22 protein-coding genes are annotated in these 24,240 nt (G+C 37.8%); 2 read left to right on the plus strand and 20 right to left on the minus strand.

Going from position 1 to position 24,240, the window contains the following annotated elements:
* Positions 1 to 99: 99 nt before the first annotated feature.
* The 5 genes from lpdA to G4D63_RS07340 form a co-directional block, all read right to left on the minus strand.
* Entirely contained in the window at positions 100 to 1,521 is a 1,422-nt protein-coding gene (gene lpdA / locus G4D63_RS07320; protein WP_163178983.1) for a dihydrolipoyl dehydrogenase, read from the minus strand.
* 22 nt (positions 1,522 to 1,543) lie between these two features.
* Positions 1,544 to 2,659 carry a butyrate kinase gene (buk, locus tag G4D63_RS07325; RefSeq protein WP_163178984.1) on the minus strand — a complete coding sequence of 372 codons (1,116 nt, stop codon included), beginning with the start codon at positions 2,657 to 2,659 and terminating at the stop codon, positions 1,544 to 1,546.
* A gap of 81 nt (positions 2,660 to 2,740) precedes the next feature.
* Positions 2,741 to 3,844 (minus strand): branched-chain amino acid dehydrogenase, encoded by a 1,104-nt coding sequence (gene bcd / locus G4D63_RS07330; protein WP_163178985.1) that lies wholly within the window; start codon positions 3,842 to 3,844, stop codon positions 2,741 to 2,743.
* 37 nt (positions 3,845 to 3,881) lie between these two features.
* Positions 3,882 to 4,784, minus strand: coding sequence for a phosphate butyryltransferase (gene yqiS, locus G4D63_RS07335; RefSeq protein WP_163178986.1), 903 nt, complete (start codon positions 4,782 to 4,784; stop codon positions 3,882 to 3,884).
* A gap of 170 nt (positions 4,785 to 4,954) precedes the next feature.
* The gene (locus G4D63_RS07340; RefSeq protein WP_163178987.1) at positions 4,955 to 7,009 is read right to left on the minus strand and encodes a sigma-54 interaction domain-containing protein; all 2,055 of its coding nucleotides are present in this window, start codon (positions 7,007 to 7,009) and stop codon (positions 4,955 to 4,957) included.
* Positions 7,010 to 7,141: 132 nt separating this feature from the next.
* On the opposite strand from G4D63_RS07340, the gene G4D63_RS07345 reads away from it, so the two are divergent.
* A complete protein-coding gene (locus tag G4D63_RS07345) occupies positions 7,142 to 7,381 on the plus strand; it encodes a DUF2627 domain-containing protein (protein WP_163178988.1) in 240 nt (79 codons plus the stop codon).
* 26 nt (positions 7,382 to 7,407) lie between these two features.
* Here G4D63_RS07345 and G4D63_RS07350 read toward each other — a convergent pair whose 3' ends face one another.
* Positions 7,408 to 8,130: a glycerophosphodiester phosphodiesterase gene (locus G4D63_RS07350; protein ID WP_163178989.1), complete on the minus strand. Its 723-nt coding sequence runs from the start codon at positions 8,128 to 8,130 to the stop codon at positions 7,408 to 7,410.
* Between the two features lie 86 nt (positions 8,131 to 8,216).
* Here G4D63_RS07350 and G4D63_RS07355 point away from each other — a divergent pair, with 86 nt between their 5' ends.
* Positions 8,217 to 8,363 (plus strand): YycC family protein, encoded by a 147-nt coding sequence (locus G4D63_RS07355; protein ID WP_163178990.1) that lies wholly within the window; start codon positions 8,217 to 8,219, stop codon positions 8,361 to 8,363.
* A gap of 70 nt (positions 8,364 to 8,433) precedes the next feature.
* Here the strand turns inward: G4D63_RS07355 and spo0A are convergent, their stop codons facing one another.
* From spo0A to accB, 14 genes are all read right to left on the minus strand, one after another.
* Complete coding sequence (gene spo0A / locus G4D63_RS07360; protein WP_163178991.1) at positions 8,434 to 9,225, minus strand: sporulation transcription factor Spo0A; 792 nt, start codon at positions 9,223 to 9,225, stop codon at positions 8,434 to 8,436.
* A gap of 458 nt (positions 9,226 to 9,683) precedes the next feature.
* Positions 9,684 to 10,979, minus strand: coding sequence for a SpoIVB peptidase (gene spoIVB / locus G4D63_RS07365; protein ID WP_163178992.1), 1,296 nt, complete (start codon positions 10,977 to 10,979; stop codon positions 9,684 to 9,686).
* A 126-nt stretch (positions 10,980 to 11,105) separates the two neighbouring features.
* Positions 11,106 to 12,839, minus strand: coding sequence for a DNA repair protein RecN (gene recN / locus G4D63_RS07370; RefSeq protein WP_163178993.1), 1,734 nt, complete (start codon positions 12,837 to 12,839; stop codon positions 11,106 to 11,108).
* 425 nt (positions 12,840 to 13,264) lie between these two features.
* Positions 13,265 to 13,714 carry a transcriptional regulator AhrC/ArgR gene (gene ahrC / locus G4D63_RS07375; protein ID WP_163178994.1) on the minus strand — a complete coding sequence of 150 codons (450 nt, stop codon included), beginning with the start codon at positions 13,712 to 13,714 and terminating at the stop codon, positions 13,265 to 13,267.
* A 153-nt stretch (positions 13,715 to 13,867) separates the two neighbouring features.
* Positions 13,868 to 14,716 (minus strand): TlyA family RNA methyltransferase, encoded by an 849-nt coding sequence (locus G4D63_RS07380; RefSeq protein WP_163178995.1) that lies wholly within the window; start codon positions 14,714 to 14,716, stop codon positions 13,868 to 13,870.
* 5 nt (positions 14,717 to 14,721) lie between these two features.
* The gene (gene dxs / locus G4D63_RS07385) at positions 14,722 to 16,614 is read right to left on the minus strand and encodes a 1-deoxy-D-xylulose-5-phosphate synthase (RefSeq protein ID WP_163178996.1); all 1,893 of its coding nucleotides are present in this window, start codon (positions 16,612 to 16,614) and stop codon (positions 14,722 to 14,724) included.
* A gap of 9 nt (positions 16,615 to 16,623) precedes the next feature.
* Positions 16,624 to 17,235: a hypothetical protein gene (locus G4D63_RS07390; protein ID WP_163178997.1), complete on the minus strand. Its 612-nt coding sequence runs from the start codon at positions 17,233 to 17,235 to the stop codon at positions 16,624 to 16,626.
* Between the two features lie 718 nt (positions 17,236 to 17,953).
* Positions 17,954 to 18,850, minus strand: a complete 897-nt coding sequence (locus tag G4D63_RS07395; RefSeq protein ID WP_420837804.1) for a polyprenyl synthetase family protein — start codon at positions 18,848 to 18,850, stop codon at positions 17,954 to 17,956.
* A 3-nt stretch (positions 18,851 to 18,853) separates the two neighbouring features.
* A complete protein-coding gene (locus G4D63_RS07400) occupies positions 18,854 to 19,087 on the minus strand; it encodes an exodeoxyribonuclease VII small subunit (RefSeq protein ID WP_163178998.1) in 234 nt (77 codons plus the stop codon).
* A complete protein-coding gene (gene xseA, locus G4D63_RS07405; protein WP_163178999.1) occupies positions 19,080 to 20,438 on the minus strand; it encodes an exodeoxyribonuclease VII large subunit in 1,359 nt (452 codons plus the stop codon). The genes G4D63_RS07400 and xseA overlap by 8 nt, the downstream gene beginning before the upstream one ends.
* Positions 20,439 to 20,473: 35 nt before the next feature.
* Positions 20,474 to 20,869 carry a transcription antitermination factor NusB gene (nusB, locus tag G4D63_RS07410; RefSeq protein WP_163179472.1) on the minus strand — a complete coding sequence of 132 codons (396 nt, stop codon included), beginning with the start codon at positions 20,867 to 20,869 and terminating at the stop codon, positions 20,474 to 20,476.
* Positions 20,870 to 21,214: 345 nt separating this feature from the next.
* Complete coding sequence (locus G4D63_RS07415) at positions 21,215 to 21,625, minus strand: Asp23/Gls24 family envelope stress response protein (RefSeq protein ID WP_275580256.1); 411 nt, start codon at positions 21,623 to 21,625, stop codon at positions 21,215 to 21,217.
* A 21-nt stretch (positions 21,626 to 21,646) separates the two neighbouring features.
* Positions 21,647 to 22,996, minus strand: coding sequence for an acetyl-CoA carboxylase biotin carboxylase subunit (accC, locus tag G4D63_RS07420; protein ID WP_163179001.1), 1,350 nt, complete (start codon positions 22,994 to 22,996; stop codon positions 21,647 to 21,649).
* A 14-nt stretch (positions 22,997 to 23,010) separates the two neighbouring features.
* Positions 23,011 to 23,508, minus strand: coding sequence for an acetyl-CoA carboxylase biotin carboxyl carrier protein (accB, locus tag G4D63_RS07425; protein ID WP_163179002.1), 498 nt, complete (start codon positions 23,506 to 23,508; stop codon positions 23,011 to 23,013).
* Positions 23,509 to 24,240: the final 732 nt, after the last annotated feature.

A 24,240-nucleotide genomic window follows, 5' to 3' on the forward strand; every position in this document is an offset into this window, starting at 1 on the left:
AATGGATGATAGTTGTTTTTATTCAATTACAGGCTCTTTTCACATTATTTGCTGTTTTGTCCTTATGTAAAGAAAGGAAGAACATTCTACCTTTCTACATTAAGAGTGAATTGCTTTTCCTTGGACCGCTAGTGCTGCTTCACCGATTGCCTCTGATAGAGTTGGATGTGGATGAATCGTTTTACCAATTTCCCATGGTGTCGCATCAAGGACACGAGCGAGTCCAGCCTCAGAAATCATGTCTGTGACATGTGGACCAATCATATGAACACCTAATAGGTCGTCTGTGTCCTCATCCACAACAAGCTTTACAAAACCATCTGATTCACCATAAACCAAGGCCTTACCAATAGCACGGAATGAAAATTTACCCGTTTTTACGTTGTAACCCTTTTCTTTCGCCTCAGCCTCAGTATATCCAACACTTGCTGCTTCTGGGTTACTATAAATACATTTAGATACAAGGGAAGGATCAATTGGTTCTATCACTTCTCCTGAAATATGTTCAACTGCTAGAATTCCCTCATGTGAAGCAACGTGAGCCAGCTGTAAACCACCAATAACGTCACCAATCGCGTAAATATGAGACTCTTTTGTTTGGTAAGAATGGTTTACCTTAATGAAACCGCTCTCAACTTGTATCTCGGTATTCTCAATACCAATACCTTCAACGTTAGCTTGTCGACCAACAGAAACAAGTAGTAGGTCTGATGAAAACGTCTTTTGTTCTCCCTTATGTTCAGCCTGTATGGATACACCTTCACCTTTTGTTACTGTGTCTGCAAGTACTTTTGCACCAGTAACGATTTTGACACCTTTTTTCTTCATAATTCGTTGCATCTCTTTTGAGATCTCTACATCTTCTGTTGGGATGATTCGATCAGCATATTCTAAGACAGTCACTTCTACACCGAAGTCTGCCATCATCGAAGCCCATTCAATTCCGATCACTCCGCCCCCAACAATGATAATTGAGTTAGGAAGTTTCTCTAACTCAAGTACTTCATCAGAAGAAAGAACATACTCGCCATCAAGTTCAAGACCTGGTAAGGTCCTAGGTCTAGAACCAGTAGCAATTATCACATTTTTAGGAATAAGCATTGGATTCTCTTCACCATTGTTCATTTGAACAGATATGGTACCTGGCATAGGTGAGAAGATAGAAGGGCCTAGAATTCTACCAAGACCTTCGTACACATCGATTTTCCCTTGCTTCATTAAGTGTTGAATCCCCTTATGAAGAGTATCAATGATTTTTGTCTTTCTTTCCTGCACCTTTGTAAAGTCAAGGGCAACCTCTTTAGCGATTACCCCAAATTCTTCACCCTTTTTGGCTGTTGCAAATACCTCTGCACTCCTTAATAGTGCTTTACTAGGGATACATCCCTTGTGAAGGCAAGTTCCACCAAGCTTTCCTTTTTCAACAATTGCCACTTTAAGGCCAAGTTGGGATGCCCTAATTGCTGCTACATATCCCCCGGTACCACCACCAAGAATGACCAGATCATATTCTGTTGCCATCGTTGCTTCCTCTCCTTCCTAGTTACCCTCTAACATTTACTACTTTATCGGACTTAGTTCCGGGATAGCTTTTAGCAGATTCTTCTCCTTTTAACACTCGAAGTGCCCCCTCCGCTAATGCCTGTAATTCATTTTCTCCCGGTTGAACTATTACATCAGCTATCCACTTAACGCGGTCAGTAATACTGTTAACAAATTCTTTTCCGTACGCTAGACCACCAGTTAGTATGATTCGGTCAACCTTTCCATAAAGAACTGCTGCTGCTGAACCAATCTCTTTTGCAACCTGATAGGCCATAGCATCATAAACTAACTTCGCTTTTTCGTTACCAGATGATATCATATCCTCAACTTTTACCGCGTCATTTGTACCTAGATAGCCAACAAGACCACCTTGACCAACAAGTTTTTTCATTACTTCATCGCGGTAATACTCACCAGAGAAGCACATTGAGACCAGATCTCCCGCAGGAACTGTGCCGGCACGCTCTGGACTAAACGGACCGTCACCATGCAAACCATTGTTTACATCAATTACTCTCCCGTTTTGATGAGCACCAACCGTTATACCTCCACCCATATGAGTCACAATTAAACTCAGTTCTTCATATGGCTTACCGATACTTTTTGCAACTCGACGAGCAACTGCCTTTTGATTTAAGGCGTGAAAGATGCTTTTTCGCTCAATCTCAGCAACGCCAGAAATTCTAGCTATCTCGTCTAATTCATCTACTACTACAGGGTCAACTATAAACGAAGGTATATTTAATCCTGAAGCAATCTCAAAGGCAATAATTCCTCCAAGATTTGAAGCATGTTGGCCCGAGTACCCTTTTTTAAGATCTTCGAGCATTTGCTCATTCACATCATATGTGCCACCTTCAATAGGGCGAAGCAGGCCTCCCCGACCACAAACTGCATGTAGTTTAGAAGAATTAATACCTTCATGATCCAGTGCTTCAAGTATCGTCTGCTTTCTAAATTCATACTGATCAATAATAGAAGCAAAAGTAGAAATATAATCTGCATCGTGTCGGATCGTCTTTTCGAATATTGAAACTTCATCAGAAAAGACGCCAATCTTAGTGGAAGTTGAACCTGGATTTATAACTAAAATGCGGTATTCTCTTTCTTGCAAAATCTAAACCTCCAATAGAGGTAGGTAGGCATTAAGCATTTCACCTAACTTCTCTCTTGTTGTTAATAGCATTAGATCGTATTATCTCCCAAGTCGACGACTTAAAATATGACGACCATTTTGTAAAAATTGGCTTCTTGAATTTTTCATGGTAGCTATTCTTTCTTCTGCTAAACGGTCCGCAGCAACGTATGTTGGAATTCCATCACGTTTTGAGATATTGATAACTCTTTCAATATTTCCATAAATAGTTTCTACCTTTTTCATCGCACGCTCACGATTATAACCATATAACTCATCTGCTACATTGATTACTCCACCAGCATTAATGACATAATCAGGAGCATATACAATGCCCATTTCATGAAGAGTGTCTCCGTGTCTTGCTTCTTTTAATTGGTTATTAGCAGCACCAGCAACCACCTTTGCCTTTAGCTGTGGAATCGTATCATCATTGATTGTCGCTCCTAGTGCACATGGAGCGTATATATCACAGTCAACAGAATAAATTTCATTTGGATCAACTGCTTTAGCGCCGAACTCCTCAACTGCTCTTGCAACCGCTTCTTTGTTGATATCAGTTACAATTAGTTGTGCTCCCTCTTCATGTAGGTAACGACATAAAGTAAAGGCCACATTTCCTACACCTTGCACTGCCACCACTTTTCCTTCAAGTGAATCAGAACCAAATGCTTCTTTTGCTGCAGCTTTCATTCCACGGAAAACCCCATATGCTGTAACTGGTGAAGGGTTACCTGATGATCCAAATGCTGGAGAAATCCCAGTAACAAAGTCTGTTTCCTCATGAATTAAATCCATGTCTGCAACTGTTGTCCCTACATCTTCTGCAGTAATATAGCGGCCATTTAAGCCTTGAATATAACGTCCAAATGCACGGAATAATGCTTCATTCTTATCCTTACGTGGATCACCTATAATTACGGTTTTCCCCCCACCAAGATTTAATCCGGCAGCCGCATTTTTATAAGTCATTCCTTTAGCAAGACGAAGAGCATCCTCAATTGCCGCTTCCTCAGACTCATATGTCCACATTCTAGTTCCACCTAGTGCTGGTCCAAGAGTTGTGTCATGAATACAAATTATTGCTTTCAATCCTGACTCCTTGTCCTGACATAAAACTAACTGCTCATAATCGTAAGTCTCCATATACTTAAACATTTCCATTTGTAAAATCCTCCCCAGTGTATATATAGATATATTGTTATCGACTAGATGCCGAACATACCGCTAATGCTAATGAATATAATTTACTTTCTGCACTATCTGCTCTTGATGTAAGTACAATAGGTGCTTTTGCTCCAGCAATAACTGCCCCAACCTTTGCTTTCGCAAAATAGATCAACGATTTGTAGAGAACATTTCCTACCTCAATTGTTGGAACTAGAAGGATATCGGCTTTACCAGCTACATCACTTGTAATGCCTTTATGTTGAGCTGCATCTAATGACACAGCATTATCTAAAGCAAGTGGTCCATCCACAATGCAATCTTTAATCTGCCCTCTCGCTTGCATTTGTGAAAGAATTGCACCATCTAACGTCGCCTGCATTACAGGGTTTACGACTTCTACTGCCGCTAAAGGAGCAACCTTTGGTAAGTTTATCCCTATTGCTTTGGCAACTTTAACAGCATTGTTAATAATTTGAACCTTTTCTTGAAGATCAGGATTAATGTTAATTCCAGCATCTGTGACGATCGTAAAGCGGTCAACATCAGGAATTTCAAATACCGCTACGTGAGATAAAACATTTCCTGTCCTTAACCCAAAGTCCTTATTTAAAACCGCTTTCAGAATAATCGATGTTGCTATGTTCCCCTTCATCAGGACATCTGCATCAAGGGAGCTTACTGCCTTAACAGCTAACTCAGCTGCTCTTTCTTTCGTATTCGCCTGAAACACTTTAATAGATTCATGACGATCTAAGTCTCTTTGAGCTAGGAGAGCTCGAATTTCTTGCTCATTTCCATATAACTGAAAAGAAGCTAAATTTCTTTCCACGGCAAGTGCTATCGCCTCTATGACCTCTTCATCTTCAGCAGCAGCTACAGCTACAACCTTACCTTTAATTTCGGCTGCATGTTCTAAGATTGTTTCTAGCTTCATTGGATTTCTTCTCCTTTTCCATTCAGCTTTTGAAATAAGTCTAATATTTCTTATGAAGCTGACCACTTTATTAATAAGCAAGTTTCGTGCCAACTTTAAAACCATCAACACCATTGCCTCTTTAGACATTTTTTTGCAAAAAATTGCAAACAGTGCAATTTGTTGCACGCTTATTCTTGCACAATATTATATTTTTCAAGTTTATAGTATAAACTTCTTAGTGAAATATTAAGTTGTTTCGCAGTTGCTGTTTTATTTCCTTTATTTTGCCTTAATACTTCACCTAATACTCTCGCCTCATAACCCTCGACTAAATCTGCTAAAGACTGATCAGTGATTGTTGTCACAATCGATTCTGATTTAGTTTGCCCGTCATTCTCTAGTTTAGGAATGTGAGACAGTTCAATCCTCGTTTCAGAGTATTTCATATAAATAACTGCTCGTCCTAATATATTTTCTAATTCCCTAACATTACCAGGCCAATTGTAAGACATTAGATATTCTACTGCACTTGGCGTGAGACTTTCAATCATACGTCCATAATCACGATTAATTTTATGAAGTAAATACTCACACAACAATGGTATATCCTGCTTCCTCTGTCGTAAAGGGGGGATTTGGATTGGCAATCGATTTAAACGATAATATAGATCCTCTCTAAAGGTTCCATTTGCGATGCCTTTTTCTAAATTGAAATTTGTAGCGGCAATAATTCTTACATTGATTGAGATGGGCTTTGTGCTACCTACTCGAATAATCTCATTTTCCTGTAAAACTCGTAATAGCTTTACTTGCATAGCAGATGATAATTCACCAATTTCATCTAAAAAAATACTCCCATTATTCGCTTCTTCGAAATACCCTCGTTTACCACCTCTTTTAGCACCAGAAAAAGCACCTTCTTCATAACCAAATAATTCACTTTCTAATAGTGATTCAGAGATTGCTCCGCAGTTAACTCTAATAAATTTATTAAATTTCCGATCACTGCCGTTGTGAATCGCATGAGCAAATAACTCCTTCCCTGTCCCAGACTCTCCTCTTAACAAAACAGTAGCTGGCGTCTTTGCTCCTAGCTTAGCCTGTTCAATGGCAAACTTCATTTCTTCAGATGTTCCAATGATGTCGTCAAAAGAGTATTTCGCTTCAAGTGTACGGATAATTTGCCGCGCCCTTTTTAGCTCTTGAGTTAACGACTGTATTTCAGATAAATCGTGAATTACACCAACGCTCCCTGTTAATTTCCCATCTACAATAACGGGTGCTACATTAACGATTACATCCCGATGATTCGGTCCAACCTTCATTCTGGCCCCTCTAATTGGGCGTCTCGTTTGTAGCACTTGCATATGCACACTTTCGCCTTCAGAAATATCAGCAGTTGCTGGCTTACCAACAATGTCTTCTTTTGTTAAACCAGTAATTCTTGTGTAAGCCGGATTAATTAAAATACCATTACCCTTTTCATCCACTACTGAGATTGCTTCTTCTGACGAATTAATAATCGCCTCAAGCATAATTTGAATTTCTCTAACATTGGTCAGTTCCTCTGCCAAATTAACGGCTTCTGTTATATCCTTAAAGACCGCAAAAGCACCTAGTAATGTGCCCGTCTCTGTCACAATCGGAATTCTTGTTGTTATAATTTTCTTACCGTTTTCAAGTATTAATTCCTGGTTTTTTTCAACCTCTCGACTATGTAGTACTCTCGGGAGTTGAGTATTCCCAATTACTAGACTCACATTTTTACCAAGTACATCCTTACTCTTATGCCCGGTCATTTTTTCAGCACTTCGATTAAACAAAATAATATCTTCATTAATATCAATCACAATCATACCATCATGGGTAGAATTAAAAATTAGATCATGTTTATACGACTGGTTTATTAATTCATTAATTAATGACTCTTTTTCTTCCATGAGCGTTGATAAAAAATAAGCAACTGAACCAGGGATTAAAACAGTCCGTTTACTCCTTTTTTCTCTAATCTCTTTAAAAACAGATTCTACCCCCGTAGCCTCGATGATAATGTCAATTTTATCAGATATATAATCTCGCCAGCTTTCACCAACAACGATTCCAAGTGATTTTGCGTATTTAATACCAGGTGCATTGGGGTTAATATCAATCACCGCAACAATATCCATTAATTCGGTTTCTTTTACAAGCCTTAGTATAGAGGTTCCACCTTTTCCAGCACCAACTATTAACACTTTTTGCATACTTCAACACCCTCTTATTGCAAATTGTTGCACAAACTCTATTTTACACACTATATACACATTTGACAATTTCCCACAGAAGGACAATTGGTCTATAATATAGGTAGATTATAAAGAGAGGGTTTCATTATTATGCAGCGATTTATGGCATTAATTCTTGTTTTAACTCCCGTTATACTTGCAGTTACAGGAATCAAACTTATTAGAGATATGTCCTTTGGCATTTTACAACCTCCAATCCCAGAACTATGGATTCAATTTGTACTAGGTGTAATATGCCTTATTGGTGGTATGTATTTAATCGGAGGATTTATATTTCATCGAGATAAAAAAAGAAATAAGCTTCAAAAACGGTTTTCAGAAAAGAAATAGCCGGCCATTTTTGGCCGGCTTCTTCTTTAGTTTGAACTTTTCAGTTCAATTGCTCTCTTGGGATAGTCAGTAATTAAAGCATCACAAGATACAGAAAATAATCTTTTCATGTCTCGAGGGTTATTAACTGTATAGGGTCTAACGGGAATACCATTCTGCTGAGATTTTGTTATAATCTCATCAGTCGCTACCCTATGTTGTGGATGGATTGAGTTAGCGCCGATGTTTTTCGCATATTCCCATGGTTCCATTAATGGTTCACCGTATAATACAGCAAGTGATATGTCAGGTGCCAACTTGTGACACTCCTTTAAACTGTGGTGATTAAATGATGAGATAATTACCCTATTTTCATAACGGTAGGTACGAATCAAAGCAATCACCTTTGCTTCCAGCTCTTCATAAGGGACCAAGGAATTCTTTAATTCAACATTGATACTAAGTGAGTTAGATAAAGCCCAATTAAATACTTCATCTAAAGTAGGAATTTTACATACACCAAGTTCCGGAAATTTATAACTAGCATCTAACCTTCTTAATTCCTTTAATGTATGATCCTTAACCCATCCCTCTCCAGTTGTTGTACGATCCAGTTTCTCATCGTGTATGACAACCACCACTCCATCTTTGGAAAGTTGCACATCAAGTTCAATTCCATCTCCACCAAGTTTTTCAACTTCCTGAAAAGAAATCATCGTATTTTCTGGATGAGTACCAGCTGCACCTCTATGTCCAAAGATCTTTGTCAACAGAATCTCCCCTTATGTTTTTATTCTTTCATTTACTTGTGATCCATCTCCTCTTATTATATTCTACTTTATAAGGAGGAGACGATATGAAACCTTTACAAATATCAGCCGAAACAGCAGTCATGCTATCAAAAAAATTAGGAGTACCACTTGAGACCATTATGCACATGCCACAGCATATCCTCATTCAAAAACTAATGGAAGTACAAAATGAGCAAAATGAAAATAAATAAAATGAAAAAACCCCGATCTAATCGGGGTTTTTTCATATATATGATTACTTGTATTACTATATGTTTCCGATTAAGAAGCCTTATGCTCTAAACGAAGCTTATCAGCGACCATGGCGATAAATTCTGAGTTAGTAGGCTTAGCCTTTGACATGCTTACTGTATATCCGAATAGACTTGAAATGCTGTCGATGTTTCCACGTGACCAAGCTACTTCAATTGCGTGACGGATTGCACGTTCTACACGGCTTGCTGTTGTATTATATTTCTTAGCGATATCAGGATATAGAACTTTAGTAATAGAACCTAATAGCTCAATATCATTATACACCATAGAAATTGCTTCACGCAGGTATAGATAACCTTTAATGTGAGCTGGTACTCCAATTTCATGAATAATACTTGTTATACTAGCATCAAGGTTTTTCGGCTTATTGCTTTCTGATTGTCTAAGGCTGTTAGAAGAAAATCGTTTAATTGGAGATACACCATTTCCACTAACTTGGCGGATATGACTTGTAAGGTTCTCCATATCAAAAGGTTTTAAAATGAAGTAAGACGCACCAAGCTCCACTGCTTTTTTCGTCACATCTTCCTGACCAAATGCTGTTAGCATTATGACATTGGGTTGCTTATCCTTTTTAATTTCACGCATTTTTTCTAGAACGGCTAACCCATCTAGATGTGGCATAATGATATCTAGTACCAATACATCAGGATCCTTTTCTTCTAGTAGGTTTAGACACTCTTGTCCATTATAGGCAACACCAATTACCTCTATATCCTCTTGGGCAGAGACATAGTCCTCTAATAACCCAATTAGTTCACGATTGTCATCCACTAAGCAAACCTTAATTTTCTTCAACACATTTCCTCCTCAGTACTTTTTCAACAAGTTTGTATGATAAGTAAACAAGTAAACTGATGGCTGAATCCATCCATCAACCCTTATAAATCGTTCTATCCTTTTTCACATTTACATCGCATGTGTTTTTAAATCGATTGTACAAGGTAAAAAATAGTAGTTATTTATTAGTTCTATTTCTATTCTAATTGAAGTTTTCGACAATGCAACCGAATTTCCTCTATTTTTAAAAAAAAATCGTTAAAAACTGTGTTTATCTTTGGTATTCTCCATTATCCTTCTATTTTCGACTAAATATGCTAAAAGCGACTTAACTTTGTCGAAAATTCTTTATCTGTTTCATTATAATACAAAATAGCATTAAAAAAAAGGATTGTTAACTTCCTTAACTTTTAACTAGTGTTAACACTTTATTTGCATCGATCCAACCACTAATGGCAAAAAAAAGACGAGCTATGTTAGCTCGCCTTTCTTTCTTCACTGTCTTTTTCATATATATCCAACCCTGCTTCATTTAACATCCACTCTATATGGACACCATATCCGCTTGTTGGGTCATTAACAAAAACGTGTGTAACTGCTCCAATGAGTTTCCCATCTTGAATAATAGGACTCCCACTCATTCCCTGTACAATTCCACCCGTCTTTTCCAGTAATTCTGGGTCTGTTACTTTTATAACCATCCCTTTAGTAGCTGGAAATTTTTGCGGAACGGTACTGACAATATCGATATCAAATAATTGTACTTGATCGTTGTCAACAACCGTTAGGATCTTTGCAGGCCCTTCTTTAACTTGATGAGACAAGGCAACTGGAATTGGCTTGTCCATAAGACCATTCTTCATTGTCTTGGATAGCTCACCAAAGATTCCAAAAGGACTGTTTCGAGAAATATCACCGATGACTTCCTTTTCTGAAGAAAATCTCGCGTGTTTTTCCCCTGGGCTTCCATTAGCACCTTTTTGAATGGAAGTTACTGTTGATCTAATGATTTGACCATCATCCACCACTATTGGCTTTTTAGTATCCATGTCAGAAATAACATGACCTAAAGCACCATACTTTTTAGATTCGGGATGATAAAACGTCATTGTTCCAATACCCGCGGCTGAATCACGTATATATAATCCAATCCGATATGAGTGTTCATTTTTATCCTTTAATGGTACAAGCTTCGTTTCGATTTCTTTTTCATCACGTATCACAACTAAATCTAAAGGTTCCCCTGTTTTACCTGCCTCTTGAACAAATGGTGTAACATCACTCATTTTATCAATTGTCTTACCATTGATCTTTTTAATAATGTCACCTACTTGAACTCCGGCAATTTCACCAGGAGATTGCTTTCCTTTTTCAGTTTCAATCTGATGGTGTCCTACCACTAAAACACCTTTAGAGTTTAATTTAACCCCTATCGACTGTCCACCTGGAATGACTTTAAAATCAGATAGAATTTCTACATCCACCTTTTTGATTGGAAAGCCAGCCATTTCAACAATCATGTCACTTTCCCCGCTTTCTGTCCCATTAATGGAAAGCGTACCTTCTTTATCTTTTTCAGTATCGAACGGTTCTGTCGAGAAAGTTTCTACAGTTGCTGAAGCAGGAATAGAGATGTGTTCCTCTTGTTGTTCAAATAAAACAAGTTTGTTTGGAATGTCTACATAGTTCTGAACTGATTTTGAAAAACCCATCGCAACTAAAGAAACAAGGAGAATTGCGCCAATTATTTTTCTAATTCTGTCTGTTGTCATGTTTTCACTCTCCTCGCTCCTACCCACACCATACCACTTCTTTGGCTACATCTTTAATTTTGCCTTAGACCATCTCATTTATAACCGGAAGTTGAACAAAAAAAGCTACCCATTATGGATAGCTTTTCAAATTGCATTGGCTTTTGACTGTGTGGCAAGGGTTAAGAGCTCTTTTGCATGTTGAATAGTAAGTTCTGTTATTTCTACTCCAGAAATCATTCGAGCTACTTCTTTAACTTGTTCATTATTATTCAATTTTTTTATGGAAGTTTTTGTGCGTTCATTATTTGTTGTTTCTTTTTCAATAAATAAATGTTGATCTGCCATTGCAGCCACTTGTGGTAAATGGGAGATACATAACACCTGTGACTCAACTGACACACGATGTATTTTTTCTGCAATCGCCTGCGCAACTCTCCCACTTACCCCGGTATCTACTTCATCAAAGATTATAGAAGTAACGCCTTGGTGCTTCGAAAAAATGGACTTTAGAGCAAGCATGATTCTAGAAAGCTCTCCACCAGAAGCTACTTTAGTTAACGGCTTTAATGGTTCACCTGGATTTGGAGATATATAAAATTCAACGACATCAAAACCACTCTTGTGTAGCTTTATATTTTCTCCATTAAATTCTACATCACCATGATTTCCTGTTTTCTTTGAAAAGTTTATCTTAAAATTAGCTTTCTCCATAAATAGCTCTTTTAATTCCGTCAAAATAGCTTGTTCTAGAGAGAGTGCACAGGTTTTACGATATTCTGAAATCGTCTCAGCTTCCAACACTATATCTTTTGTAATATTTTCTAGTTCCCTTTTTACTTTATTAATATGAGAATCGCGATTAACGATTTCATCTATCTCATCTTCAATCTTAGCTGCGTATTTAAGTATTTCCTCTACATTTTGACCGTATTTCCGCTTTAGTTGATTGATTTCATTTAGTCTAGTCTCGATGCTGTTTAATCGATTTGGATCATATTCTAGTCCATCTAGTTGATCTCGAAGGGTATATGCAAGATCCTCTAACTGATAAAAACTAGACGATAATGTATCAAATAGCTCCTTATATGTAGAATCAATATTTGATATGGTCTCTAGCTGGTTCATCGCAAGACCGATCCAATCTAAACCTTTTTGATCTCCATGTAACGCGTGATAGGCATTATTAACGGATTGAAAGATCTTCTCAAAATTAGAGATCTTCATCTTTTCCTCAAAAAGTCTTTCATCTTCCCCTGGCTCTAATTCTGCTGAAGAGATCTCTTGTAATTGAAACTGCAATAAGTCTAAACGATGAACGAGCTGTTGCTCATTTTCAGTTAGATTTTTTAGTTGTTGATGAAGTTGTTGATAGGTCTTGTAGAGAGCCTGATACTCCTCTACAGCTGGTATGATACTCTCTTCTCCATATTGATCTAACAGGGTGATATGGTGTTCTTGATCCATTAAGAGTTGATGTTCGTGCTGTCCATGGATATCTAATAACGTTTGTCCAATCTCTCGTAAGATCCCTAGTGTAACGAGTTTACCGTTTACTCGGCATACACTTTTACCGTTTTTTAAGATATATCGCCTTAGTACAAAATTCCCTTCAGATACCTCTATCCCTAACTCCCTTGTTTTTTCATAACATGGGTGTTCATCATCATCTATTAAAAATAAACCTTCAATCTCAGCTTTGTCCATACCAAAACGGACAAACTCAGCTGAACCTCGACCTCCAACTAATAAACCAATGGCATCGATAATAATTGATTTACCTGCCCCAGTTTCTCCAGTAAGTACGGTTAATCCTTTTTGGAAGGAAACCGTAAGTTCTTCTATAATGGCAAAATTTCGGATTGATAATTCTGCTAACAAACAACATCCACCCTCTATTTTTCTTATTTCTTTGACTGCTTTCGTATACCTTGGTCTAAGATTTAACCGTGTTCGTTACATTGCGCTCCAAACACTTGCTTTCCGCGGGGAGGAAGTCAAGCCTCCTCACAAGAAAAGCGGAAATGCCCCGATTAGCCCCGACAAGCAAATGTTCCTCCATCATAAAAAGGGCGTTTTTTCCATTTTTATGATGGAGGGTTATTTGACCTCGAGGAGCTGGGCATTGCAGCTAGACAAGCTTCGCCTGCGGGGTCTCGACCTTTCCTCTACTCCCGCAGGAGTCAAGTGTTTTGCGCTCCATTTCACTAAGGTTTATTTTCAAAGAGCAACCTTTACAAAAAGAGCCTCTTAAAAGTTATTTAGGTTCCTCTTATTTTTACTTAGCCTAAAAGTGATCTTCTTTTTTACAGCATGTCTAAGAATCGATTTGAAATTTCTTCTGTGTGGTCAGTTGATTTACAGATGATGAGGATTGTGTCATCACCACAGATTGTCCCTAGTATTTCATCCCAGTCTAAGTTATCGATTAATGCACCAATTGCGTTGGCGTTTCCGGGTAGTGTCTTCATTACTAGCATATGACCTGCTGAGTCTATTTTCACAAACGCGTCCATTAAGGAGCGCTTTAACTTTTGTAATGGATTGAAACGCTGATCTGCTGGTAGACTGTATTTATATCGGCCGTCCATCATTGGAACTTTAACTAGATGTAATTCCTTGATATCTCTAGAAACAGTTGCTTGTGTAACGTTAAATCCCTCTGCTTTTAATAAATCAACAAGTTCATCCTGTGTTTCAATTTCATTGGACGTGATCACTTCTCGTATTTTTATATGTCTTTGGCCTTTATTCACTTCTATACCTCTTTCCTAAACGAACTCTCTCTATAATTTATGTTATATGATGAACTAAAGCTTGTACAATCATTTTATGTAAGAATGCTGTTTTTATTTAAATATAGGTACAAGAAAAGCACTCAGTTCAACCTTTTACTGAGTGCTTAGCCTTTAGTTAGTCTCTTCTTCGACCTTGTTATTTTGCTGCTTTAGCTCAAGATGAGCAGTTTTTACAACTTCTTCAGGTGAGTCTTTACACTCATTAGTTCCAACTACTTCGCCTGACCAGAACAGATGTAATAAAAACTCGATGTTTCCATCCCCACCTGTAATAGGTGAGAATGTTATATTTTTAACGCTATATCCTTCCTTAATGGAAAATGCAATCATATCTTGTAATACTTGAACGTGGACACGTGGATCTCGAACGATTCCTTTTTTGCCAACCTGCTCTCGTCCTGCTTCAAATTGAGGCTTAACTAATGCAATAATTTCACTGTTAGAAGTTAAAACCGTTTTAAGAACAGGCAATATAATTCTTAGCGAAATAAAAGATACATCAATTGTCGCAAATTCAGGAAGCCCCTTAGAAAAATCCTCTGGCTTTGCATATCTGAAATTCGTTCTCTCCATTACGACTACACGTTCATCCTGACGCAATTTCCATGCTAACTGATTATAACCAACATCGACCGCATAGGATAGTTTGGCTCCATTTTGAAGAGCACAATCAGTAAATCCACCGGTAGAAGAACCAATATCAATCATAATTTTCTGATCTACAATCAAATCAAATTCTTTAAGAGCCTTTTCTAATTTGAAGCCTCCCCTACTTACATAGGGCATTAGCTTTCCTTTTATCTCAAGCGGAAGCTCACGGTCCACTTTTTCACCAGGTTTGTCCAGTCTACTTTCATTTGAGTACACAATCCCTGCCATGATGGCCCTTTTTGCTTTTTCTCTTGTCTCAATGAGTCCCCGCTCTACTAAAAGTACATCGACTCGTTCTTTTTTACTCATACTTGTTATACCCTTTGTTGTTTCATTTTTGTGATCTGCTTCGCTTTAGCAACTGTCGCTTCAACGGTAAAGTCAATTTCATCTAATAGTTCATTTACACTTCCATGTTCGATGAACTGATCTGGTATCCCGATACGGTCAATTTTACTTTGGTGGAAGCCTAAATCATGAGCATATTCTAACACTGCACTACCAAAGCCACCTTGTAAAATTGCTTCTTCAATGGTTAAGACAGGTATATCTTGCTCAAGGATACTTATCATCATAGCTTCGTCAAAAGGCTTTATAAAACGTGCATTCACAACCCTCGCAGAGATTCCCTCTTCGCTTAGGATTTGAGCTGCTTCTAAGGCCATCGGGATGGTTGTACCAAATGTTAAGATGGCTATATCTGTTCCTTCACGTAACACTTCCCAAGATCCGATTGGAATCTCGAGTAAATCTTCATCCATCTTGACACCTAGTCCATTTCCTCTCGGATAACGAAGTGCAATCGGTCCAGCATCATACTGTAAGGCCGTATACACCATATGTTGTCCTTCATTTTCATCCTTTGGCATCATTAACACTAGATTCGGAATATGACGCATAAATGCTACGTCAAATACACCTTGGTGTGTTTCACCATCCGCTCCTACCAAGCCCGCTCTATCTATTCCAAAGAAAACATTTAGGTTTTGTCTACATACATCATGAACGACCTGGTCGTATCCACGTTGCAAGAAAGTCGAATAAATGGCTAAATATGGCTTCATTCCTTGTGTTGCTAGTCCTGCAGCCATTGTGACTGCATGCTGCTCTGCTATCCCTACATCAAATAGTCGATCTGGGAATTCCTCACCAAAACCTTCTAGCTTTGAACCTACTGTCATAGCAGGTGTAATCGCTACCACTCGCTGATCATCTCGAGCAATTCTTCTAACCGTTTCACTTATCACCTTACTCCAAGCTGGTGGAGCACTAACAGGTTTAATAAAGTCACCAGATTCAATTTTATAAGGTCCAGGTCCATGCCAAGTTCCAATACGATCAGACTCTGCAGGATGATAGCCCTTCCCCTTCTTCGTTATAACATGAACTAAAACTGGTCCTTTTGTTTTCTTTGCGTATAATAAATTTTCCATTAGGTCTTCATAATTATGACCATCTACTGGCCCTAAATAGGTGTACCCTAACTCTTCAAAGAACACGCCCGTTACTAATAAATATTTCATACTATCTTTAATACGCTCTGCTGCTGCTGCAAGCTTCCCGCCCACAGCAGGTATCTTTTTCAAGATGTACTCAAGTTCATCCTTTGCCCATTGATATTTACCTGCAGTTCTGAGCTTGCCTAAAATATTATGAAGGGCTCCAACATTAGGCGCAATTGACATTTCATTATCGTTTAAGATAACAATCATATCTGTCTTTTCATGACCGATGTGATTTAATGCCTCCAAAGCCATTCCACCTGTTAATGCACCGTCACCAATGATAGGTAGAATGTATTCACCCGTACCTTTTAAATCGCGGGCGATCGCCATACCCATTGCAGCAGATAAAGATGTAGAGCTATGTCCTGTTTCCCAAACATCATGCTCACTTTCATTTCGTTTTGGAAAGCCAGACAATCCTTTATGCTTTTTCAACGTTTCAAATTGACTAGTACGTCCAGTTAGTATTTTATGAACATAGGATTGATGCCCCACATCCCAAATAAACTTATCATTGGGACTATTAAAAACCTTATGTAGTGCAACCGTAAGTTCTACTACTCCTAAATTGGGACCAATATGTCCTCCCGTTCTAGAAGTAACATTTATGAGGAAGTCACGTATGTCAGCGCTTAGTAGTTCTAGTTCCTCTATTGATAAATCCTTTAAAAAGGACGGGTCTTTTATTGTTGTGAGATCCAAGTTGATCACTCACTTTCGTTTCGAATTTTGCTTTTTCTTTTTGTCACGTGCATCTTTCAATATTCTCAGCTTTAACTTATCTTCTGCAAAATAAAACAATTTACCTACTTGGAAGACTATATTTGTTGAAAAGGTAATCGCTAGTGTTTTCCCTATTGCCTTTCCACCGACAGTTAATGCTGCAATTAAACTCGTAAATATGACAGAAATTATTAACTGTGTAGGTCCGTTATCATTAACATCTAGGGCAATGGCAACCTGCACCAACACAATTGCTGAGGCTGTACCACTAATTATACCAGAAATATCTCCAATTACATCATTACAAAAATTTGCAAACCGATCAGCATTACGAACGATTAAGATTGCATGCCTAGAGCCCTTCACTTTCTCAGATGCCATTGCATGAAATGGCACTTCATCAGCGGCAGTCGCTGCAACGCCTAGCATGTCAAAAAATATACCTATAAAGACAATGATCAGTACGACAACCATTCCCATTGCCCAAGTTACTCCACTTAAGGTATAGGTTGAAACGATTGAAAAAATAGCCGCTAGCACAAATGTGATAACGGCTATTCCTAAACTCCAATTTATCGATTTTCGAAATGTATCATTCATGAATTACATCGTCACCTTTAAACCTATTTTATTGCCCATTATGTAAGATGAGTGGCCAAGTAAAGAGTAAAAACTGCGGCTTAGGTCCAGTAGGTTTTCCCAAGCAGGTACCGAATGTTGCCATTCTGGCGGTTTCCCATTAAACCCACCTTAGCAATGTCGCCATATACTAGACTGGATTACCACTTAGTCCGCACTATAATCCTCTCTACTTGTCAAATTTCGAACAGTCTAGGAGTTTTCCTCAAGCAGTCTCGTTACATTCCCTAGCCTCTTTTGCAGTAATGATTTCATATGGGATACAAGTACAATAACCAATGGCCATTTTGATTAATGTACCTAACCATAATCCCCTCAGTTACCACTCAAGGCAGGCTACGCTGCATGTAGCCCAAAAGATAGCTACAATACAGGTTTATAACCATCTTTGGCATAGTCTTTTTGCTATCCAAGAGAATGGTCCTCCGCGGAAGAAGGGTCAACGCCCACATGCCATTGTGGATCGCCCTTTATCCTTAACTCCCAGCATCAACCCAAGGCTGGGCGCCTCAAGCCGACACAAGGAACTTCATCGATGTGCCCTTTGGCGGATTTTTAGGCCCGCCTTCAGAAACGGGAGACTGACTAGAATACTGCACCACCCCATGTTAAAAACACTATACCATATTATATTTAATTGCTCAACGAATCGACCGCCTATTTTCATTATAACCTAGGCTTAGTTATTACGTTCTGCTATCAGATTGCATATATCCTCTAAATAAGATTGGTCCATATTTTCAACTAATGAAAGTGATTGTTTGGCAAGATTAATATGCTCGGCTAATTTACGCTTTGCCCCATCAAGAGTGAGTAGAGCTGGATATGTACTTTTATGGTTATTTTCATCGGAACCAACTGGCTTACCAATCTCTTCTTCCGTTCCCTCAACATCTAATATGTCGTCTCTTATTTGAAAAGCTAATCCAAGGTGGTGGGCAAAGCCTCTTAAATGGTTAATCTGTTGATCTGTTGCATTTGCTAATATAGCACCTGCAAGAATAGAGTATTCTAGAAGCCTACCTGTTTTTCGTGTATGTATATATTCTAACTCATTTATAGAAAGTGACTGATTCTCACCTTCAAGGTCTGCAATTTGTCCTCCGACCATTCCTTCTGGACCGGCAGAAACACTTAAAAGTTTAATCAACTTAATCTTCATCTCATTTGTAATTTCTTCATGATTAAGATCAGCAAGTAATTGAAAGCTATAGGTTAGTAGCGCATCTCCTGCCAAAACGGCATGGGCCTCTCCAAACACCTTATGATTTGTCGGCTTACCTCTGCGAAGATCATCATCATCCATACTAGGGAGGTCATCGTGAATTAAGGAGTATGTATGTACCATTTCTAAAGACGTTGCTACCTGTAACCCTAGCACAGGATTTTTCTTAAATCCGTATAAGGTCGCAAATAACAATAAGGGGCGAAGACGCTTTCCACCTGCCTGAAGAGAATAATTCATCGCTTCAAGCAAACTATGCGGAGAAGAGAGCTTCTCTAGTGATTTGTATAGTACTTCTTCAAACATTTGCTTATGCTTGACAGAGAAGGATTGAAAACTGTTTTCACTCACTTGTTATTCCTCCTCTTGTACCTGAATTGGTTGAAGCTCACCATTATCCTGTAATAGCTTATCCATTTGCTTTTCAATCGTTTTTAATTTATCATGGCAAAGCTTTGAAAGTGTCATTCCGTCCTGAAAATAAGCAATCGCCTTTTCTAACGGTACATCCCCTTCCTCTAGCTTCTCAACAATTTCTTCTAGCTTGTCCATAGCTTCTTCAAAAGACAATTTCTTTTCACTACTCATTTTCTTGTTCCCTCTCAATCCCATTAATCTCGCAATTAAGTATGCCATCCTTCAATCTAACGCTAATCTGATTTCCAGGAGTAACTTGTTTGGTTGATTTTATTATGTTTTCTTGGTCATCACTGTACACAATGCTATATCCTCGGTCCATGATTCTTAATGGACTTAGTCCCTCTAATTTGGAAAGTATGTAAGAAAACTGCTGTTCCTTATTACCAAGTGTCATAGCCATCAATTTATGAATTTCACGGCTGACTCTAAGATGACGTTCTTTCTGCAACTGAATTTGTGAAGATGGCTGATGTTTTGATAGGTTAGAGCTAATTTTTTCAAGCTGATACTTTTTTTGCTCGATATAACGATTACTCACTCTTTGTAGTGATTCTAATAGACGATCAAGTTGTTGTTCTTTTTGACTGTATAGCTGTTTTGGATAACGAAATGCATATGACCTTTGCAAATTAACCAAACGTTTTCTCTCACTGTTCGACTTTTCCTTCATAGCCCGAATAAGCCTAGCACGTCGTTGATTAATTCTTTCTACCAGTTCATCAATATGTGGCACTGCTAGTTCCGCGGCCCCAGTAGGCGTAGGTGCTCGTAAATCTGCAACGAAATCAGCAATAGTAAAATCTGTTTCATGACCAACGGCAGAGATGATTGGAATTCTTGACTCAAAAATGGCACGAGCTACTGATTCCTCATTAAACGCCCAAAGTTCTTCGATAGATCCGCCACCTCTACCAACAATGAGAACATCTAAATCAGCAAAATCATTTGCTTTTTTTATGGATTTTACAATTGAAGGTGCCGCCTGATCCCCTTGCACTAATGTGGGTAGAATGATAATTTCACCGATTGGATATCTTCTTTTAATGGTGATGATAATATCTCTTACCGCTGCTCCGGTAGGTGATGTTATGACACCTATTCGTTCGGGGTATTTGGGAATGGCTTTTTTATGTACAGCTGAGAATAAACCTTCTAATTCCAATCTTTTTTTTAGTTCTTCATATGCTAAAAATAAGCTTCCGATTCCGTCAGGCTGCATGTCTGTTACATATAGTTGGTAATTACCGTTTGGTTCATATACTGAGATTTCTCCTTGTATAAGTACCTTCATCCCATCTTCAGGTTTAAATTTTATGGAACGATTATTAGCAGAAAACATAACAGATTGTATACGAGCATTTTCGTCCTTAATCGTAAAGTACATGTGCCCCCGACTGTGCTGTTTGAAATTAGAAATTTCCCCTTTTAAGAATACTTTTTGCATATGCGGGTCTACATCAAACTTCTTTTTTATGTATTTTGTTAAGGCAGTGACTGTTAAATACCGTATCTCAGACATAGTCCTCCCCCTTAGTTAACGGTATATTTATATATCTATTTCGCAGGTAACTGATCCTTTACCTTAGATAAAACACTATTAATGAATTTCCCAGAATCATCGTCACCGAATGTCTTTGCTAATTCGATTGCTTCATTCAGAGTTACATTTATTGGAATATTAGGCTCGAATTGCATCTCATAAATAGCCAGTCGTAAAATTGCTCTGTCCACATTCCCAATTCGTTCAATCGTCCAATTTTCTAAATTACTTCTTAGAAGTGTGTCGATTTCCTCTTTATGAGAAGTTGTTCCAAAAACCAATTCATCTAAAAAGGGGTTTCCCTCTTCTTCTTCAAGTACGTTATTTATGGCAGTTTGAGGCTCTTGTTCATTAAGATCTAATTGAAAAAGGACTTGAAGTGCTTTCTCTCTTGCTTGTCTTCTGTTCATCATTCATTACTCCTTTTTAGTGGTCCAAATTTATAAAAGAAATCATATCATATGTTTCTGCTTTTGACATATATAGTTCATATCTTCTAATAGTTTTAACGGACATGTTTAAAATTATTTTCAACCTCATTATACATGATGAAGGGAGATTATGAAAAATAAAGGAAAATTACGAAAAAGCATCCATATAAGGAATTTAACGTTAACCATAGAACAAAAGGCGCTGGAGCTGGAATATTATACACTAGCCTTGTTTATCCACAAATGAAAAACTTTTTACAATTTACAAAAAATAAAAGAGCCAAGGTTTTCACCTTGACTCTGAACTTGAATGTAAGTATAGAATTACATCTCTTGATCGATTTCAACTTCATGCTTCTGAGTTTCAAAATGAACTCCCACAACATGAATATTCACTTCATCTATTTCTAGTGCTGTCATTGTTGCTAATGTTTGACGAACATTATCTTGAATGTTTTTAGCCACTTTTGGAATGGATACTCCAAATTTCATTGTCACATAAACGTCTAGCTTAATTCCTTCATCAGTAAGCTCGACTTTAACACCTTTACCATGGTTTTTCTTGCCAAGTCTTTCTACTACTCCTGATGCAAAGTTGCCTCTCATCGAGGAAACCCCATCAACTTCAGACGCAGCGATACTTGCAATTACCTCAATTACTTCAGGAGCAATTTCAACCTTACCTAAGCTTGTATATTCTTGATTCATTTCTAGTACATTGTTATCACTCATCATGACACCTCCTGATATATTTTACTACTTCATTACCTCATATATTTCTAAAAACTTTGTATTAAAGTCACCATCCACAAATTTCTCATGATCCATTAATTGTAAGTGGAACGGAATCGTTGTATGAATTCCCTCAATTACAAATTCCCCAAGTGCTCTCTTCATACGAGCAATTGCTTCTTTCCTTGTTGGTCCATAAGTGATTAGCTTAGCAATCATGGAATCATAATAAGGCGGAATGGTATAACCCGGATAAGCTGCAGAGTCAACTCTCACACCTAGTCCACCTGGAGGTAAGTACATTTCAATCTTTCCTGGCGAAGGCATAAAGTTTTTCGCAGGATTTTCGGCATTGATTCTACATTCAATCGCCCAACCTGTAAACGTAACTTCCTCTTGTTTAACAGATAAGGGCTCTCCAGATGCTACCTTAATCATCTCTTTAATTAGGTCAATACCTGTTACCATTTCTGTTACCGGATGCTCAACCTGAATTCTTGTGTTCATCTCCATGAAGTAGAAGCTTTGTTGGTGATGATCAAAAATGAATTCGATTGTACCTGCACCAGAATAGTTGACAGCCTGAGCAGCTTTAACAGCAGCTTCCCCCATCTGTTCTCTAATTTCGCTACTTAATGCTGGTGAAGGTGTTTCTTCCACAAGCTTTTGTAGGCGACGTTGAATCGTACAATCTCGTTCACCTAAGTGAATCACATTCCCGTGATTATCAGCTAAAACCTGGATTTCCACATGTCTAAAGTCTTCTATATATTTTTCAATATATACACCTGGGTTTCCAAAAGCAGTTGCAGCCTCCTGCTGAGTAATCCGAATTCCTTTAATTAAATCCGGCTCATTTTTAGCTACACGGATTCCTTTACCACCACCACCTGCTGTGGCCTTAATGATGACTGGATACCCCATCTCATTTGCAAGATTAATGGCCTCTTCCTCATCTTTTATAATCCCTTTAGAACCTGGAACAATTGGAACTCCGGCTACTCTCATTGTCTCACGAGCAATGTCCTTTGTCCCCATTTTTGATATAGCTTCAGGACTCGGTCCTACAAATATAATATTACAGGCTCTACAGATTTCTGCAAAGTCAGCATTCTCAGCTAGGAATCCATAGCCAGGATGAATCGCATCACACCCAGTTAATGTTGCTACACTAATAATGTTTGTAAAGTTTAAGTAGCTGTCCTTTGACGCAGTGGGTCCAATACAATACGCTTCATCTGCTAACTGAACATGAAGAGCTTCTCGATCGGCTTCTGAGAATACAGCAACCGTTTCTATTTCTAATTCACGGCAGGCTCTAATTATACGAACCGCTATTTCCCCTCTATTTGCGATTAATAACTTTTTTATCATAAGAACGCTCCCTACTACGATTTTACCAGAAACATTGGTTGTCCATACTCAACTAGTTGACCGTTTTCAACTAATATTTCTACAATTTCTCCACTTACTTCTGCTTCAATTTCATTAAAGAGCTTCATTGCTTCTACAATACATACCACGCTATCCTTACCTACCTTGTCGCCCACTTTTACAAACGGACCTGATTCAGGATTTGGAGCTGCATAGAATGTACCAACCATAGGTGATACAATTTTTTGTAGACTTGGATCTTCAACTTTAACAGGTGACACCGTCTCTTCAACTTTGGCAGCTGGTGTTGGTTGAGCTTGAACTGGTGGCTGTGAAACTGGTTGAACAGCTTGCGCAGGTTGTTCGACCGGCTGTGACTGGCTTACAACTGTTGTTTGATTATGGTGCTTTTTCATCTTAATTTTAGAACCCTCATGCTCATAACTAAATTCATCAATAGAAGCTTGGTCAATCAATTTTATTAATTCACGGATTTCTTGAATTTTTAACATGATAACTCTCCTTTACCCTAACGCTTACTGGATAATATTTTAGTCTAACAAAAAAACTTTTAAGACGAGAAATTATAGCCTACTCCTAAAAGTTTGTCCTTAACTTTTATTCTATAAGAAAACGATAGTAAAATGCTACCGAAAAATCCATTTTTTTAGTAACAACCTAAAACCAGTGGCTATTTTCCTATATAAATCAAAGCGAATCTTAACTATTTTTACCAATTATCTTTCTTCTACTATAATATAACAGATGATCAAAAATTTATGTAATGATTTATGTTAACTATAAATTCAGTGTATATTTCCTATAACCCTATAATTGGAATTATATTAATAAAGTTAAAATCAAAACTAAGATAAATTCTTATATTAATTTGAAATTTGTTGTTTTTTTAGAAAAATGTTACCTTCATTATCCTACTACTTTCGTAAGACACAATTTCTACGTGTAAGATTATTGAACCTTTTATTCCACAGCCCCTATTTTGATTATAATCTAATTCAGATTCATAAACATTCTTCTCTAGTAGGATACTCGAATGACTTCATATTAATTTACATTCAAAGGGGTATGTAGGTTTTGAGCATTTCAGAACTAGCTGTCTGGTTAGTGTTGGCATACTCTGTGTTACTCGTTATTGCTAGAATTACTGGTAGAAAAGAAATACGATGTGCAACTTTCTACAATTTAATTTTGTGTTGGTGATTACTTATAAAATTAAAATTAGA

It is taken from the genome of Bacillus mesophilus, assembly GCF_011008845.1.
In the GTDB taxonomy this organism is placed as follows: domain Bacteria; phylum Bacillota; class Bacilli; order Bacillales; family SA4; genus Bacillus_BS; species Bacillus_BS mesophilus.